Consider the following 15,318-nt stretch of genomic DNA (forward strand, 5'->3'; position numbering starts at 1 on the left):
CCATTGCTGCTTGCTGTTCATTGCCCTTCGATCTCGATTTTGATGTCCATTTCCCGCCCGCCACGATCCACGATCATCGGGATCATGTCGGCGTTTTCGATCGCGTCCGTCAGTTCGTTCGGGTTCGCGACGTTCTTCAGCTCTCGCCCGGCTACGGCCCGGATGATGTCGTCTTCCTCAAGACCTGCCTGAGCCGCCGGGTGTCCTTCCGGTACGCCCCCGATTCGGATGCCTTCCAGGCCACCGTTTTTCAGAATCGGCTCGGGCGCCAGGTCTTCCATGAGGGTTTCCGGTCGCTCGCGCCACCGCGAAACGGTCTCGCGGGATACCGACGCATCACGCAGTCCCGTTTTGCCACCGGATGGATCCGGCCGCTGACGGGCTTCGAGCATTGCTTCTTCGTCGAGGGAGATTCTTTCCAGCTGGCCGTCGCGCTGGATCACGATATGGTCGGCGTGGATTCCGTGAATCCGGATCTTCTCGCTGTTGCGCAGGGTGTCGCCCGGGCGCACCACTTCGGTTTTCTGTGCGTCGCCCGTACGCACCAACGCAACGCCATCACCGCCGGATCGATCGGATACGCCGGTCAGCTCAATGTTGATTCGGGATTCGGGGAGCATTTCCGGGGCACTGGATTCCGCCTCCGGGGATCGGCCGAACAGGGGGTGTTCGCCCGCTATACTGAATCCTCTCGGTGAAGATTCCGATGGTGACGATCGGTCCCGCTCCCCCGAATGAGAAGTCTCCGGGAGATCGACGCCGGATTGTTGTGCAACCGGATCGAACGCGTGCGGTACGAGGAGTACCCACGCGGCATACGTTGCCGCTGCCCCCAGGAACAGGGACAGAGCCGCATTGATCGCCGTCCTGTACTTGTCTCGATGGAATCCGTCCATCCCCTATCTCCTATAGGTCCTCCCTACGTGGAGGATGCCCCGGATGATAGCGATCACCCGGGGCCCAATGAAAGCGCCCCGTGGATGCGGGGCGCTTTCGGGTCAACCGGCCGGGGTGTAGACCCCGCGCGAAGGCGATTCCAGTCGGCCCTGGCGCTTCAGGTAGCTCAGGGTCTGGGAGAGATGCGGCGTATCTTCGTGGCCGCTGCCCTGCAGCTTCTCGCGGATCTGCGAGACCGTGTACTCCTCACCCGGCTGCAGCTCGTTCATGATCGCCGTGGAGATCCCCCGCGGACCCTGCTTGCGAGTGCCACTGGCGGCCTTGCTCTTCGCAGCCTTCTTTCGAATCCCCAGGACCTCTTCCTGGTCCGCCAGACGCTTTTCCAGGCTGGACAGCTCGTCCTGCTGTTCCTTCTCCAGCGCCTTCATCTGTTTCCGTTGCTCTTTCGCCAGCTCTCTCTGCTGCCGCTTGTGTTCTTTCTTCAGATCACGGATCGCCTGGCGGGTTTCGTCGATCTTGTCCTGCGCTTCCCTGCGCTTCTCCTCCATCTCCTGCTCCTGTTTCTTCTGTGCGTATTGGAACAACTCTTCCGAGCTCAGTTCTTCAACGTGCGTCATCTCATTTCCTCTTTCGAATTCGGGTCAAGGTTGACGGTCTTCAATCCCCTCTCTTCGGGGTCAACCCAACCTGTGGGTTTTGACCGATCCCTCCGTGGTTCGTTTTATATTAACCCGTTTTTTTTGCAGGTCCAAACAAAACAATGTTTATCGGTGTCTGAAACACACGGGAGGAGAGGCCTCGAACCCGAAGCCTACCGGGGTGGGGTTACGGCGGACATCAAGCGCGAAGCCCCTCCCCCGTCCGTTCCATCCATGACACGGACAGGGAGGGGGCTCGCGCGATGCCTCTCGAATTCGACTTTTTCGGCTGCATCCTGCGCCACTTCCTGTCCCTGGGCTGCGGCATCACTGTACCACGCGCTTTCTTTGATTTCCCATGTGAAGCTCAGGCCGCCTTTTCTTCCCCCACGCCCCGCGCCCAGTTCCACAGGCTGACCAGATCCCGGTTTAGCCGCACTTCCCGGCGCCCGCGCGTAACCGCCATATACAGCAACCTCAGCTCTTCTTCCGATGGCAGCGCATGGTCCCGCTCGTCGGGCAGCCACCCGAAGATCCGGGGTACCCGGAGGGCGCTTTCCTCGCCAATCCCCTTGGCTCTCGGCTCGTACATGGTCCGCACGAAATCGTTGCCGATCACCACCCGATCGAACTCCCGGCCTTTCGCACGGTGAGCCGTCGTCAGGATGATGTCCGCCTGATTGGGATCGCTGCACTCGGCGTCACGGAGATGGGACAGAAGCTGGGGGATATGGTCGCCATAGCGCATCACGATCCGGATCCGCGAGAGCAGATCGTTGTCGCCCGCGGCGCTCGCGTATTCCTGAGCCTCGTCCAGATCCCGGAACCGCCGGATCATCGGGTCCCGGATTTCTCGTTTCTCGCCGGAATACAGGCGATATACGTCCATGATCGTGTTCAGGCCATAACTCTTGAGGCCGCCGACCCAGTGCTGGCGCGGTGCGTTCTCGAGCAGATACGCGGCGGCCTGAAACAGCCCGCCATTGGTGCGGTAGAGCAGGCACGCCGGCTGGCTATCATGGAGAAAATCCCCGCCGGTCCGGATGTCCGTCCGTTCCCCCAGCCCGCTCAGGAGGTATTCCGAGTTCAGGAAATCCCCGAGGATCAGGTTCGCGACCTCCGCCAGCTCCGGGCCGAACCGGAAACTGCCGGTCAGCGCCAGGGTTTCGGCCCCTTCCATGGACTGCATCACGTCCATCGCGCCGCGGAAACCGTAAATCGACTGGTGCGTGTCTCCAACCGCCACCTTCTGGATGCCCTGCTGGCTTCGGAATACATCGAAAAGAGCGGGGTTCGTGTCTTGTGCCTCGTCCAGATCGATTTCGTCGAACATGCCGCCGAACTGCGGCCCGGACAACTGAAAGAGCTTCAGGTAGCCGTCGTGCGGCATCGGCATCCGGTCATCCCGAACATCCTTCATGCGTTCCCACAGGTGGGTCGCGTGCGGGACGATCATGTCCACGGGGAACCCCAGGCCCTTGCGCGTTGTTTCCGGCACATGCTGCGGCCCGATCTCCCGGTCGCTTGACGCCATGTACTGCTGGACGGTCTCCAGAAGGATGCGGATATACCCCGGCCCCCGATCCTTCAGGGCCTTCACGGAAAAGACCCGTTGTGCGTCCGCCGCCCGCGGTTCGCGAAGCTGATCCGCATTCGCGAATCGGCGACCGAACTGCCGGAACGCCAGGGCATGGGTGGTTTTGCAGGTGACGTTGGACGGGAACCGTTTACGGGCTTCGGTTTCGATGGCCTTGTTGAAGGCGACATAGAGGATCTTCCGGTTCGGGTTGGCGCGCGCCCGCATTTCCAGAGTCGTCGTCTTCGCCGCCCCGGCCAATGCATTCACCGCCAGGTCCCGGTCGCCCCGGGCCTCGATCACGGCCTGCTGTTCCCGTGTCGGTTTCACTTGTTCTCCTTCGCCTCCGCCATAGGGCCGTCTTCACGACGGCCAAACCACTCCAGCACGCGCTCCCGCACCGAACGGATCAATGCCCGGCGCTCGGTACGGCGCTGCATCTTCTCGAATTCCTTGACGAACTTGCGATTTTCCATCAGTGGATTGCCTGTCTACCCTGGTTGCGGATGGCTTTTGGCACCTGCTCGTCCATCTTGACGGTCAGGGCCGTGGTTCGGGCTGTATCCTCTTTCGTCATGTGAAACAGCCTGTCCGCGTATTCACTGCCTTCTTGATCTGGCAGAAACGCCGTTGTGACTCGTGCTTTAATGCTGCCCGGGTTATGGGAATCCTCCACAACGAATACCACGCGCTCGGACTCCGCATCGGATTCCCGAATCACGAGCACCTGACCGACATCATCAAACTGAAACGTCTTGCAGAACACTTCACCTCCTTTCGTTTTTCTTCATCATCGCAAATCTTTTTCGGAACGCAACTTCTTCAGATGCGCCCGAGCATAAAAAAGCCCGGTGTTCCAATGGAACACCGGGCGTTGGTTCTGTCATGCGACGTCGTCGTCGATCGCCATCATCCGGGCGTGCTCGATGAGCTCACCCATCCGGCTCCCGAACTCAAGAAAAGCCGCACCATCATCGAACTCGGCAAGAATCACCTGATCCTCCACAAGAACGACAAAGGCCATTCCGCCGAGGTCTACCCACACCTGGCAGTCTTCTGACCGCCAGGACCGGTTCTCGATGAACTCGGCCTGCGGGAAAGCCGACAGCATTGCCGCAGCTTCGTCCATCGGCTTCGGCATCCCCCGGGTGATCCGGGGATTGGCTTCCGACTCGGGTTCGCCGGTCATGCCGAGCCGCGTCTTCAGGTCTTCATAGTTTTCCATGGCTTCCTCCAACAACGGCGGCCCCGACCCGGGCCACCTGACATTGATGAACCCGGGGTCGCGGGTGTTTGCAACAGGAATCAGGCCGCCGAAACGGCCTCGGATTCCTTGGTCGCCTCCGTGGTGCCGTCGCCATCGAAACGAAGGGACCGGACCAGGTCGTCAGCCAGAGCACGTGCTTCGTCGAGCCCGACGATGCAACGCTGCGTAATACTAGACCCGCTGACGCTGACCTCTTCGTAATCGCCCAGGGCGTTTTTCTCGAAGATGGCCGCGTGAACGTCGAAGACGTCCCCGTCTTCGACGTTCTCCAGGCTCCGGAGGTCTTCCTTGGCCTGCCGAACCATGCTTCGCTGGATCGCCAGCCGCTCCAGTTCCGGTTGCTGCTCCAGGATCTCGCCCATGGATTCAGGGAGCTGGTCTTTGACCCACTCCTCGATCTCGTCGAAGGAGCTCATGGTCGGAGCGATATTGCCCCCGAACCGTTCGTCCATCTGAACCACATAGGATTGATCCCCGGGCACATCCGAACCACGCCGTTCGACGATCCGTGCGAACGCCATCCAGCGGCTCACACCTTTTCCGGGCTGCTCCAGGAAGGCCGAACGCGGCTTCCAGACGGCCCATTCAGAGCCGGTTGAAGACGCGCCCATCAGTTCTTCCCATGGCGTCTCCGCCACACGGACGTAATCCCCGTCCCGTACACAGAGTACGGCGTACGGATCGCCGATCTCCCGGCGGGCCACACGACGCTCCAGCGCGTTCCGACGAACTGTGCCGATCAGGAAGTCCACCTGATTGTGGCTCAGTGCCTGAATACCCCCGCCCTGAAGGATGTCCTTGGCATCACGCCGAGCACGACGCTCCAGGTAAGAAGGATCTTCGAAGGCGGAGCCATACGCCGAGGCCCGAACACCTTGCTCGTACTCCTCGCTGTCCATCAGTATTTCACGGACCGTCTCGACCAGCGCCTCTTGCTCAGCCTTGGATTCCTTGGAGGCTTCGGCCTGCTTGCGCAGACCATCGACTCCTTCAAAACTGGCAACCGGGCCGACATCGTCGACGCCCAACGCCGCCAGGATATGCTCAAACTCCTGCCCCGATACATCCTTGACCATCCCGGCATACCACTTGGATGGCTGGTCCGCATCAAAAGCCAGAATCTCCTGAAGCATCTCCTCGGACGACTTCTCGTCTTCAATCGGCGACAACCACGACACCAGAAGACGATCCTCGCTTTCGCCTTGTTTTTTGAAAGCCGAAAGCCCGCCCAGAATCGGACGTGCATCCATCAGAAAGCGATCCTCTTGGATATCCACTTTCTGGTAGTTTTTGTCACTCATCTTTGCCTCCTAACAAACGACCGCCCCTGCCCGGGCGGTCATCATGGATGGTTCACCCGGGACAGCGGGAGGCCGCCTTCAGGCAGCTTTAGGAGTGGATACCTCTTCGTTGAAGTAGTAAATCACTTCACCCAAGAGGTCATTGCATGCAACTTCTCGGGCGTTGTTCCGCCCCAGGACCTCATGCAGAGAGGTAAACGATGCATCAATACCTTCGTATTCACCGCAATCGTACTTGACGAACAATCCAGCATGCACAACACGAAGTTCATCATCATGCACCGCGTTGACGATCTCCAGGTCTTTCTGCGCCATCGATAGCGCCCGTCGCCGGATCATCTTTCTCTCCAGATCCGGGTAAAGACGCATCATTTCCAGCGGATCCTCTGGCAGCCTCTGGAATACCCAATCGGCTGCCTCGCGATTGTTCTTCAACCACGGCGAGGTTTCGCCACCGAACTTGTCGTCCATTACAACACGGACCGAATCCAGATCCTTGTCCAGTATGTGGGGCTGTTCCAGATAATCGGCAAAAGCCTCCCATGGCCGATCACCCCAATCTCGAATAATTTCCTCGATACCCGATTTGGGGCGCCAGACACTCAGGCCGCCTCGAAACACGGACCAGGGTTCCTCATGAACAAGCTCGGGTTCATCAACGTGCCACGAACCATCTTTCGGGCAGGAGCACAAAACCGCCATTGGATCGCCTACTTCCCGCTCCGCTATTCGCCGGATCAGGTCTCTGTCCACTGCTTTTCTCGCGATATCGAACAGAAGCGACGATTCCGTGCGCGTGTCCGCCTCTTCTTCTCGAAGAATGGCTCTTGCATCCTTGCGGGCGCGTTGCTGGGCTTCCCATTCGGAACATCCGGTGAAACCCACTGACGCACGATAATCCTTCGAATTAAAAAGAATCCGCGCCAGCCGGTCGGTCAATCGCGCGCGACTCTCTTTGGGGTTCATTTTTCCGAGATTACCGAAGCGTTCGACCCATGCATCAAGATCCTCTTCATCGTGGTACACGCCGATCGTTTCCAGTGTGACCAAGCCATCAATATCGTCTTTGACCGGGTCCTGAAAATAACCGGTAACGAACATATCCCCATCGTCTTCGATCCAGGAAAAAGCAGGACCCGTACGATCCGGCGTTTCCCACGTCACGAACAGATGTGAACCGTTCCCCCCGGATGGCTTGTACACATCGATGAGATCCGCCTCCATCGGCAGATCACGAAAATCAAGTTCCGAGATGTTATCGACCTTTTCCAGGTCGCTCAGCGTCAGCTGTTTTTTCGTCATGGAGACCTCCAAACAGGACCGCCCCTGCCCGGGCGGTCATCGTGGATGATTCACCCGGGGCAGCGGGTTGTGTGCCCTGTCAGGCAGGCTCGCAATCGGCTTGCGGATTTGGCGTGCGGGCGTTGACCATTGAGATCACCTCCCCCAGCAAATCCTCAGCGACTTCCTCGGCGTAGGCCGAACCAAGAACCCCGCAAACGTCAGCCGAACTATCGGAGACTTCCTGGTAGTCACCATCTTCGTCTCTTGCGAACAGGGCAGCGGATACAATCCTCATTTCCCCGTCGTGAATGGCGTTGATGGTATCCAGATCATCCGCCGCCATGTCGATGATCCTGCGGCGCAGCATTACACTCCGCAGATCCGGATACTTCTCAAGGAGCGTTTCCGCCGTCTCCGGCAACATGGACCTTACCCACGTTTCAACATCCTCCAGATTCTCCAGTGCCGGGGATTCTTCCCCGCCAAATTTCGGATCCATGCGAACCCTGTAAACGTAGTTGCCCATCAAGCTGTCCGGCTTCTTCAGGAACTCCGCGAACCCCATCCATATCGGCGGATCTTCTTGGAGCTCTGATTTAATAGGTCGCTTGGGCCGCCAGACCAAGTTCTGGCGTTGGATCGGGAAGGTGAACGCACCCTCGGGTGACTCATTAACCCGCCAGTCATTGTTCTCCGGACAATAACAGAGAACGGTCAAGGGGTCTCCGATTTCACGCAGGCTAATCCTTCGCACCAGGTCGTCTTCGAAGATTTCTACCGCCAACTCCATTGGAATGCGGTTTCGACCGTCAGTAACCCGTTCCTCTGACAGGACATACCGGGCATCAATGCGCGCTTCACGATATAACTCATTGGCTGGCCGCTCCTGCTGTTCATGAAACGTCCTGTAGGACGGATGTGCAGCGAGGATTCTTGCCATCTCGCTCACCAAACGCGCTTTATGCGTCACCCATCGATCTTCTACGGCATCGGCATAGGCGCCGATCCAGCCGTCGATACCATGCTCTCCGACGTCAACACCCAGATTCTCGATCATGGCTTCCCAGGAATGGTCTCCTCGGGTCGCATCTCGATCAAAGAATCCGGTCGTAAACAGATCGTCCCCATCCCTGAAAAGATCCAATCTGGACGACGAAATGTCATCGTGGGACGTCCATTTCACCAGGACTCGGTCACCGTCCTCCCCTTGGGGGCGGTAGACCCCGAGAATCTGGATATCGGTATCGCTAATGGGCAGATCCGAATCGGACACATCATGGACCCGTTCCAGGACGTCTTTCGAAAGCTTCTCCATGACAACCTCCTAACAAACGACCGCCCCTGCCCGGGCGGTCATCGTGGATGATTCACCCGGGGCAGCGGGAATGGGTCTTCAAACTCGGGCGCGAATGTCGTACTTCCAGTACGGAGCCGAAAATCCGACTTTCCGCCGTTCGCCCAGCACATCGCCGAAGATGGGCGTGGGCTGAATGCACCGATGCAGCTCCATGTCATCGTCCAGATGAAGGAGGACTTTGGTGCGCAGCATCGGCGACAGGGACAGGTCGACCGTTCCAGTCGGAACGATGACCAGTGTGGAAAGCCCAAAGCGTTCATCCGCCAGGGCCAGATCGATGTCGGGATCCGTCTGCAGGCGTTGCGCCAGGATCTCGAGGCGTTCGGGATTGATCTCGAACATGGGGCCTCCTCTCTGGATTAAGGGAGGCCGCCCATCCGGGTAACCTCCCGGATGGGACACAAGAGCCATGCAGGCTCACCACCGAACCCTTGCGGTTCCGTGAGAAGACGGCTTTTGCCGTCGGCACGCTCGATGGCGTGAGGCTGGTTCACCTACCAGCGGAGGTTTTGCTGTTTTCAGCGTAACCGCGGAAGCCTTCCGGGTTCAACTTTCGCGGGCGCGAAACCGATACACCGTTGCACCGATTTTTTCGCGCGCCTACCATGATCCGGAGTCTAAATGGCCCACAGGTTCGCGACGGTACGCGTGCCTTATCACAAAGGAGTGTCCTCATGATGGAGCTCGATCACGATTCCCCATCGGATTTCACGCTCGACCAGGAATACCGGTCGCAAACGCCCTCCACGGATCCGACGGTCCCCTCCCGAAAGGTTTACACGCGCATTATCTATCAGGCGGTACTGGATCTTCGAGACGCCAAACGCGATGTCCGACTCGATGCGGCCGACTTCCTTCTCAACCCTTCGCGCCATCTGCACTTCACCCGTACGCTCGGTCTGCCCGATCACTTCTGCCCGGCAGCCTTTGAGGAGAAAGCCCCCCAGAAAATACGATCCGAGGTGGAACACTTTCGTCAGCATCCGGACCTGTTTTCGCCGCAAACCGCGACAAACTCGGGAACAACTCTCGCACAAACTGCCTGATTGACAAGGAGGACAGGGATGTCCCACCAATGGCTTTCCAAGATCGCGGTGCTGGGTTCGCAGGCCCGCGTACTACTCGACCCCCGAACGCACCCCGAGACGTTGCAGCGCAGTCGTGTTCGGGAGGCGGTATGGCGCCTCAACCTCCTGGCCGTTCTGATCGGTGTTTTGACACCGGCCTGGATTGTGGTCGACATCGCCACTTTGCCCGAACGTGAAGCCTTGCAGATGGGCATGGCGCGAATGCTGGTGGCGATCGCCCTCCTGTCAGGGCTGATGGTTCGTAACCCACGGTCACTGAAGGAAGTCTGGGCCTCGGTCGGGATGGTGGTCGCGATTCTCTCGGCGTTCCATCTGTATTCAGTGCTGACACTGAGCAGCATCGCCCCCGATGAGATTTCGCGAACGATCGCGCTTTCCTACACGCTTCTTCCGCTGGTTATGGTGGCTCTGGTCGCCCTGTTCCCGCTTACCCTCCCGGAAGCCACCATGACCGCGATCCCGGGCTTCCTTTTGACCCTCTTCACCCTGGGCTCTGCTCCTGAGACGACCGCCATTGGCGCCGTACTTTCCGTGGAAGAACGGATATGGATGCTATCGCTGATCGGGGGTATCGCGATTTTTGCCTCGGTCGTCCAGGTGCGATACATGCACGAGATTATCCGGCAGCTGGACTACGATGAGCTCACGGGTTGCCTGACGCGCCGGGCTGGCGAAATGATGCTCGAACGGTCCACCCGCCACAGGATTGCCAGCGTCGTAATCATGTTCGTCGATCTGGACAAGTTCTCCGAGGTCAATAACAGTTTCGGCCACAAGGCTGGTGATGAAACCCTACGAGCCGTGTCCGAATCGCTGCGTACAACCCTTCGGGCCGGCGACTCCGTTGTACGTTGGGGTGGCGAGGAGTTTTTGATCCTGCTACCGGGAGCGGATTCGCACGGCGTGCAGGTAGTGCTGGACCGGATATCCCGTCAGGGTCTCGGTCTCCGCCCCGATCGCTTGCCGATCACGGCCAGTGTGGGGGTCGCGGTCTACCCGACCGACGGGGATAACTGGCGCGAACTGGTGCGAAATGCCGACATGCGTATGTATGAGGCTAAGCGCCGCGGGGGCAATCGAGTGATCGCGGGTTCCGGTACCGAACATTCACTTGATGTCGACGAGAAAACGCCTGTCGAGGGCGAGCTCGCCGCGCCAGACGATGAAGGCAGCCGCACGACGGAGGAACTCGCGGACGAGCAGGTACTGATTCGGGAGGACTGTTGACTTCCTCCCCACAGCGGAGGAAGTCGACTATCGGGTTCCCCTCAGCCATGGCTGCTCGCGCTCTAAGTACATTTGGAGTCTCATCTGGACATCCGGGTTCTCAGGGACTTCCGATGACTTAAAGATCCCGGATTGCTCCATTACAGCCAGCTTCTCCTTTCTCGACATACGCCGCATGTAGTCCTCAGCCTTTCTGCGTACGTCGTCCTCCGCGTCCTGCTGGACTGGCGCCCTACCCTGGCTACGCCGGCTACTGACTCTGGCATAATCCTCACGGATTGCGGATACGTAATACCCTGCTCCACCGATTTCCCCGCGAGCCGCTGCCGCATCAGCGTACTCGATATTCCCCTGGACCTGCGCGGAAGAATAATCTTCCACCAGCTTTCGCGCCGCCACCTCATGGACCCCCCGCTCAACCAGGGCGGTAATGAGACCATCTGCCTGATCAATGGCTTGCGCTGGAATCGCCTGAACGCCCCCAGTTGGCAGCTCGCCTTTCTCTCCTCTCTTCTTTCGCTCGATCCGCACACGTAGGCTTTTGACCGCGCGGCTTCGACGAATCTGCTCGACTTCCGTGGCGATGATGTCACCGTTGGAGCGCAGGTCCTCGTGGGCCGGTTTCAGCACTTTTGCTTTCAGCTGCTTGAATTTTTTGTGGGTCTCGCCCAAGCATAAAAGCTCACGATAGACCTCGATTGGGACCTCGATCTCTCGCTGGGATCGGTACGTTGTTAGCTCGTCCAGATAATATTCATGGAGGATGATCGCATGCTTGAGCGTCAAGCGATTCTGGACAGCCAGATCCAGTCGGGCATAGATGGACGGATTGGCGAGGAGTTCCGCCATATTGGGGCCGAACGAGTAATGACACACGGAACGATCGGAGATCCCGATCTCGGCCAGTAGTGAGCCGGTCATCTGCACCCATGAGTCGTCCTTGGCCTTCCCTAGAACGTTGAACCGCGCTTTGGTATCGCGCAGCAGATATAGCGTATCAATGAGGTGCTGTCGATTCCGGGAGGCGTAACTGAGCTTCTGAGCGAGCTCGGAAAGATGGATCTCGTGCGTAAGGACCTCGCGTAGTCGAGGCTGGGCGTGCAGTAGCAGGGCGTTGTACGTGCGCCTCGCCATCCCGGTCAGATCAGCCGAGACATGGATCACGCCGGTGTGCTTGTAGAGGATCGGCTTTTGGGGGTCCGCTTCGTCAACGCTCATACCGAGATCCCGTAACTTGCTGTATTGATTCATAAAATTTCAAAGCAGCTGCGCACAAATCTGGTCACCTTTTCGGCTTCTTGGATCTCTTCCACCCCCAAGACACCAAACGCAAGGGCTTATTTTCAGGCACTTACAGCCCAATCAGATCCCACCGCCGCCCCGCACAAATCCGGGCACCTTTCGCACAAATCCGGGCACCTTTGGCTTGCTGCAAGCCCTTAACGTGCTCCGTTCTGTTGTTTTAGGCCTTTATATTCAATGGCTTACATTGTCTCTTTTTGACTCCGGAGCCGCTCGTTGCCTCTGCACAAATCCGGTCACCCTTCGCACAATCCCGGGATCCTTTCAGCACAGACGTCGGTACCTTTCGCACAAATTCGGGCACCTACCCCTCGATAACCCATTGTTTTCGCGAATCTTTCAGGCTGCCCAACATTGTCTATGCCGTGTCTGTAAGAACACACTACATAGACAGCTTACCCCTGTCCACACCACTCTGACCTGCCCGCTCGCCTGATCCCTGCTTGCACAGCTTGAACAACTAGGATAGTTTTTCTGCCAGAACAATCATGCACCGCCACGGTTGGCGGTGCAAGCGACTCAAGAGGAGCAATCGATGGCGCGAAAGCAAGCGAAAATCCTGACGGTTGGCAACCAAAAAGGAGGCGTCGGAAAAACTTTCATTTCCAAGCACCTAGCCGAATACGCGTCCATTATTCGGGGCATGCGCGTGTTGCTGGTGGACCTCGATCCGCAGACGAACCTGTCGCGTCGCTATCTGGACATGAGCCCTTCGGAGCATGATGCGAACGAATATGCCCCTCCGATCCATCCCGACTACTACGACGGGGACGAGGATCTAATCGAGGTCGGCGGCCGAAGCGACGCATCGCATATCTGGAAATACGGGTTCGCCCTGCCCTACGGCGCCGAATACCAGGACGTCAACGGCGAGAAAGCGGAATACCCGAATCTCGACATCATGCCGGGGCATTCGGCGAACCTGCAGGACATCGAGTACGTGAAGCGGGAGGATGTCTACGACCAGGTGGTTCACTGGCTACGCAAATTCCTTCTGCTTGATGCGATTCAGGAGGAGTACGATCTAATCATCCTGGACACACGCCCCTCGCGTGGGCCTTTGGTTCAAGCGGCGGCGAATGCGAGCACGCACATGCTGCTCCCGACCGAAATGGAATCGCCGTCAATCGACGGGATCCGCGGCATGCTGACCGTACGCACAAATGCCAACAACCAGCGCACCGATGGTGACGAACTGAAACTGCTGGGTATTTTGGTCAATAAGTACAAACGACAAACCCGGCTGCATCGAAGCGTTCACGAAATGCTGGAATCGGATCCGGACCTGGGCCCACTCATGCTCCCGCAGATTCTCGGTGACTGGGTCGGCTATAAAGAACTGATGCTGCCCAAATCCATGTCCATCTTCCTCCGCTCGGATTACCCCAAAGAGCGGGAACAGATGGAAGCGGTGTGCGGCATGATGATCGATCGGATGCAGGAGGCGTAATGGCTGAAAGCAAACGAACCCGCCGTCGCCACTTTTCGCTTGAAGGTGTCACCGGTGAGAACTCCATCGGTAGCGGCGTCGCGCGCGAGCTCGCGCAGGAAGAACATCAGGGCGAAGGCGAACTCCAATCCCTCCGTGTAGACCAGATTCGGCTCAATCCCAATAATCCGCGTTCCCTTCCGATGGGCCTGGAAGATGTGCAAGAGGTTGCGGACCAGGCCCGACGTAACCTCGATCGGGACGTTAAAGAAGCGGCGGATGCGGAGGTTCTGGATCAGGCCGACTCGCTGATCCAGGAGATGTCGGATGTGCGCATGCGCACAGCATTCGAGCGCCTGCTTCTGCTCGCGCGTTCGATCCATGCTGATCGTCTGATCTCGCCGATCACTGTCCGGTTTTCGGATGACGGCAAGTACGAACTGCTCGCGGGCGAGCGCCGGTATCTTGCCCATGTGCTACTGGGCCGCCGGCACATCCGGGCTCTCCATCGCCGCGTCGATGCGGAAAATACCGAGGATATGCTGCGTAGTGCAGTGACCTCGTTGATGGAAAACCTGGCGCGTGAAGATTTGACCCTGGCCGAACGGGTCGAAGCCATCGAATACATCGCCGAATCGAAAAGAGCGGCTTCCCCGGACTGGCAGCTGTCCGCGAAGTCGCTGATGTCACTTCTGCACTTCGATCGGCGACTGGCTTATCGGTACATGACCGTTCTTGAGGCGCCTGACAGCATCCGACAACGGGTTGCTACCGGCGAGCTGGATTCCTTCAACAAGGTGGAAAAAGCCATCAAGGAGCTTGAATCCCAGGATCGGCCCAACAATGAAGGTACCGGGCAGACGACGCAACGGGATGAGGGCGCCGATAACTCGCAGCACCCTACTTCGACCCCGCAAGACGAAGATCGTGCGCACGCGCACAAGGATGCAGGCGGCAAGACCAACGGAGATCAGGAGCCCTCGTCCAGCAAGAAACGCGGTCAGCGCGCTTCGGTGGCATCGAGCCGGGAAAGCACGTTGAGCCTCCAGATTGAAGCCGATGAAATCCAGGCGTTGGGTGCAATGATCGAGAACGCGCTGAGTGATGACGCAAGGGATTCTCTTTCGCTGAACACGGTGGATTGGACCGATGCAGGTGAGGCGGCGGACGCCTTCCGCCGGGCTCTTGCGCATTTCAAGGAGGACATGGGATGAAGGCCAAGATGGATGTTCCAGCCGCAGAGGTGTTCGGCTCCCGAAAAGCTGCGCGTGAGCCGGTCCAGATCAGCGTTATGGTGCCGAAGAAGGCACAAAAGAACATGCGCGTCGACATGACGACCCGCGGCTATGGTCTCAAAGAAAAAAGCATCTGGATGAAGGATACGCTTGATGCTTTTCTCGATACCGAATACTGGCGATCGAAGCGTTACATCCCCGACTGCGAAGAGGATGAAGAGGCAGCACAATCCGAAGAGGATCCCGATTCCAGCTGGCAACGGATTGTCGTGGATTCAGAATGCATGCGGGTCATGGATCCGGCCAAAGAGTGGTTCAAACTGGACCCTGAAACATTGGATCGCGCTTTGGCGGCGGCCATTCGGAGCGCGTATTACGGGCTGCACCAGGACCCTCCCCTGATCCTGGATCTCAGCGCGTCTTCGGTTTTAAGAACCGCCATTCTGTGGCGGATCGGCCAGACCGGTTCGGCCGGCGGCTAAAAGGTTAGCCTCTCAGGAGGACAGCCGCTTGTGCGCGTGCGCACAGGCGGTTTTTTTGTGCTGTCACCCCTGGAAGCGTCGTTACACCGGGGAGACCACCGCCGAGTAGTGGTGTGCGCATGCGCACACGGTCCAGCCTCCCCCCGCGATCTCCGGCAAATCCCGCTCGTCTCTCATGGTTGTGCGCGCTCGCACACAATTTCCGTAGGGTCTTTTCACCACCACGACACCCCAA

The 15,318-nt window shown here is 58.4% G+C and carries 16 protein-coding genes; 5 read left to right on the plus strand and 11 right to left on the minus strand.

Annotated elements, in window-relative coordinates:
- Positions 1–17 precede the first annotated feature (17 nt).
- The 10 genes from F787_RS0106495 to F787_RS0106540 all read right to left on the minus strand — a co-directional run bounded on the left by F787_RS0106495 (position 18) and on the right by F787_RS0106540 (position 8,662).
- Positions 18–896, minus strand: a complete 879-nt coding sequence (locus F787_RS0106495) for a type II secretion system protein N (protein ID WP_081694102.1) — start codon at positions 894–896, stop codon at positions 18–20.
- A 102-nt stretch (positions 897–998) separates the two neighbouring features.
- Positions 999–1,514 carry a hypothetical protein gene (locus F787_RS15600; RefSeq protein ID WP_042805712.1) on the minus strand — a complete coding sequence of 172 codons (516 nt, stop codon included), beginning with the start codon at positions 1,512–1,514 and terminating at the stop codon, positions 999–1,001.
- Positions 1,515–1,902: 388 nt separating this feature from the next.
- Entirely contained in the window at positions 1,903–3,441 is a 1,539-nt protein-coding gene (locus F787_RS0106505) for a UvrD-helicase domain-containing protein (RefSeq protein WP_028491684.1), read from the minus strand.
- Positions 3,438–3,587, minus strand: coding sequence for a hypothetical protein (locus F787_RS16770; RefSeq protein ID WP_155989598.1), 150 nt, complete (start codon positions 3,585–3,587; stop codon positions 3,438–3,440). Before F787_RS16770 ends, F787_RS0106505 begins: the two co-directional genes overlap by 4 nt.
- Positions 3,587–3,877, minus strand: a complete 291-nt coding sequence (locus tag F787_RS0106515; protein WP_019023091.1) for a hypothetical protein — start codon at positions 3,875–3,877, stop codon at positions 3,587–3,589. Before F787_RS0106515 ends, F787_RS16770 begins: the two co-directional genes overlap by 1 nt.
- Positions 3,878–3,994: 117 nt before the next feature.
- A complete protein-coding gene (locus F787_RS0106520) occupies positions 3,995–4,336 on the minus strand; it encodes a hypothetical protein (RefSeq protein ID WP_028491685.1) in 342 nt (113 codons plus the stop codon).
- 80 nt (positions 4,337–4,416) lie between these two features.
- The gene (locus F787_RS0106525; protein WP_028491686.1) at positions 4,417–5,679 is read right to left on the minus strand and encodes a hypothetical protein; all 1,263 of its coding nucleotides are present in this window, start codon (positions 5,677–5,679) and stop codon (positions 4,417–4,419) included.
- A gap of 78 nt (positions 5,680–5,757) precedes the next feature.
- Entirely contained in the window at positions 5,758–6,981 is a 1,224-nt protein-coding gene (locus F787_RS0106530) for a hypothetical protein (RefSeq protein ID WP_028491687.1), read from the minus strand.
- A 79-nt stretch (positions 6,982–7,060) separates the two neighbouring features.
- Complete coding sequence (locus F787_RS0106535) at positions 7,061–8,278, minus strand: hypothetical protein (RefSeq protein WP_028491688.1); 1,218 nt, start codon at positions 8,276–8,278, stop codon at positions 7,061–7,063.
- A gap of 78 nt (positions 8,279–8,356) precedes the next feature.
- The gene (locus F787_RS0106540; RefSeq protein ID WP_028491689.1) at positions 8,357–8,662 is read right to left on the minus strand and encodes a hypothetical protein; all 306 of its coding nucleotides are present in this window, start codon (positions 8,660–8,662) and stop codon (positions 8,357–8,359) included.
- A gap of 332 nt (positions 8,663–8,994) precedes the next feature.
- Between F787_RS0106540 and F787_RS16775 the strand changes: the two genes are divergently transcribed.
- Positions 8,995–9,366: a hypothetical protein gene (locus F787_RS16775; protein WP_155989599.1), complete on the plus strand. Its 372-nt coding sequence runs from the start codon at positions 8,995–8,997 to the stop codon at positions 9,364–9,366.
- Between the two features lie 18 nt (positions 9,367–9,384).
- A complete protein-coding gene (locus F787_RS15605; protein ID WP_051246069.1) occupies positions 9,385–10,635 on the plus strand; it encodes a diguanylate cyclase in 1,251 nt (416 codons plus the stop codon).
- Between the two features lie 27 nt (positions 10,636–10,662).
- On the opposite strand, the gene F787_RS15610 is transcribed toward F787_RS15605, so the two are convergent.
- Positions 10,663–11,853 carry a replication initiation protein gene (locus F787_RS15610; protein ID WP_051246070.1) on the minus strand — a complete coding sequence of 397 codons (1,191 nt, stop codon included), beginning with the start codon at positions 11,851–11,853 and terminating at the stop codon, positions 10,663–10,665.
- Between the two features lie 619 nt (positions 11,854–12,472).
- Here F787_RS15610 and F787_RS0106560 point away from each other — a divergent pair.
- Genes F787_RS0106560 through F787_RS0106570 form a run of 3 tightly spaced genes read left to right on the plus strand, consistent with a single transcriptional unit; the run spans position 12,473 to position 15,083 of the window.
- Complete coding sequence (locus F787_RS0106560) at positions 12,473–13,387, plus strand: ParA family protein (RefSeq protein WP_028491691.1); 915 nt, start codon at positions 12,473–12,475, stop codon at positions 13,385–13,387.
- Positions 13,387–14,580 carry a ParB N-terminal domain-containing protein gene (locus tag F787_RS0106565; protein WP_028491692.1) on the plus strand — a complete coding sequence of 398 codons (1,194 nt, stop codon included), beginning with the start codon at positions 13,387–13,389 and terminating at the stop codon, positions 14,578–14,580. The genes F787_RS0106560 and F787_RS0106565 overlap by 1 nt, the downstream gene beginning before the upstream one ends.
- On the plus strand, positions 14,577–15,083 hold the full coding sequence (locus F787_RS0106570; RefSeq protein WP_028491693.1) for a hypothetical protein: 507 nt from the start codon (positions 14,577–14,579) through the stop codon (positions 15,081–15,083). The genes F787_RS0106565 and F787_RS0106570 overlap by 4 nt, the downstream gene beginning before the upstream one ends.
- Positions 15,084–15,318: the final 235 nt, after the last annotated feature.

The sequence above is a fragment of the Thioalkalivibrio sp. ALE19 genome (genome assembly GCF_000428605.1).
Classification (GTDB): domain Bacteria; phylum Pseudomonadota; class Gammaproteobacteria; order Ectothiorhodospirales; family Ectothiorhodospiraceae; genus Thioalkalivibrio.

What these genes read in the sequence shown, in the direction of transcription:
- F787_RS0106495 (WP_081694102.1), bottom strand. Translation starts at nt 896, where the DNA reads ATGGACGGATTCCATCGAGACAAGTACAGGACGGCGATCAATGCGGCT.
- F787_RS15600 (WP_042805712.1), bottom strand. Translation starts at nt 1,514, where the DNA reads ATGACGCACGTTGAAGAACTGAGCTCGGAAGAGTTGTTCCAATACGCA.
- F787_RS16770 (WP_155989598.1), bottom strand. Translation starts at nt 3,587, where the DNA reads ATGGAAAATCGCAAGTTCGTCAAGGAATTCGAGAAGATGCAGCGCCGT.
- F787_RS0106520 (WP_028491685.1), bottom strand. Translation starts at nt 4,336, where the DNA reads ATGGAAAACTATGAAGACCTGAAGACGCGGCTCGGCATGACCGGCGAA.
- F787_RS0106525 (WP_028491686.1), bottom strand. Translation starts at nt 5,679, where the DNA reads ATGAGTGACAAAAACTACCAGAAAGTGGATATCCAAGAGGATCGCTTT.
- F787_RS0106530 (WP_028491687.1), bottom strand. Translation starts at nt 6,981, where the DNA reads ATGACGAAAAAACAGCTGACGCTGAGCGACCTGGAAAAGGTCGATAAC.
- F787_RS0106535 (WP_028491688.1), bottom strand. Translation starts at nt 8,278, where the DNA reads ATGGAGAAGCTTTCGAAAGACGTCCTGGAACGGGTCCATGATGTGTCC.
- F787_RS0106540 (WP_028491689.1), bottom strand. Translation starts at nt 8,662, where the DNA reads ATGTTCGAGATCAATCCCGAACGCCTCGAGATCCTGGCGCAACGCCTG.
- F787_RS16775 (WP_155989599.1), top strand. Translation starts at nt 8,995, where the DNA reads ATGATGGAGCTCGATCACGATTCCCCATCGGATTTCACGCTCGACCAG.
- F787_RS15605 (WP_051246069.1), top strand. Translation starts at nt 9,385, where the DNA reads ATGTCCCACCAATGGCTTTCCAAGATCGCGGTGCTGGGTTCGCAGGCC.
- F787_RS15610 (WP_051246070.1), bottom strand. Translation starts at nt 11,853, where the DNA reads ATGAGCGTTGACGAAGCGGACCCCCAAAAGCCGATCCTCTACAAGCAC.
- F787_RS0106560 (WP_028491691.1), top strand. Translation starts at nt 12,473, where the DNA reads ATGGCGCGAAAGCAAGCGAAAATCCTGACGGTTGGCAACCAAAAAGGA.
- F787_RS0106565 (WP_028491692.1), top strand. Translation starts at nt 13,387, where the DNA reads ATGGCTGAAAGCAAACGAACCCGCCGTCGCCACTTTTCGCTTGAAGGT.
- F787_RS0106570 (WP_028491693.1), top strand. Translation starts at nt 14,577, where the DNA reads ATGAAGGCCAAGATGGATGTTCCAGCCGCAGAGGTGTTCGGCTCCCGA.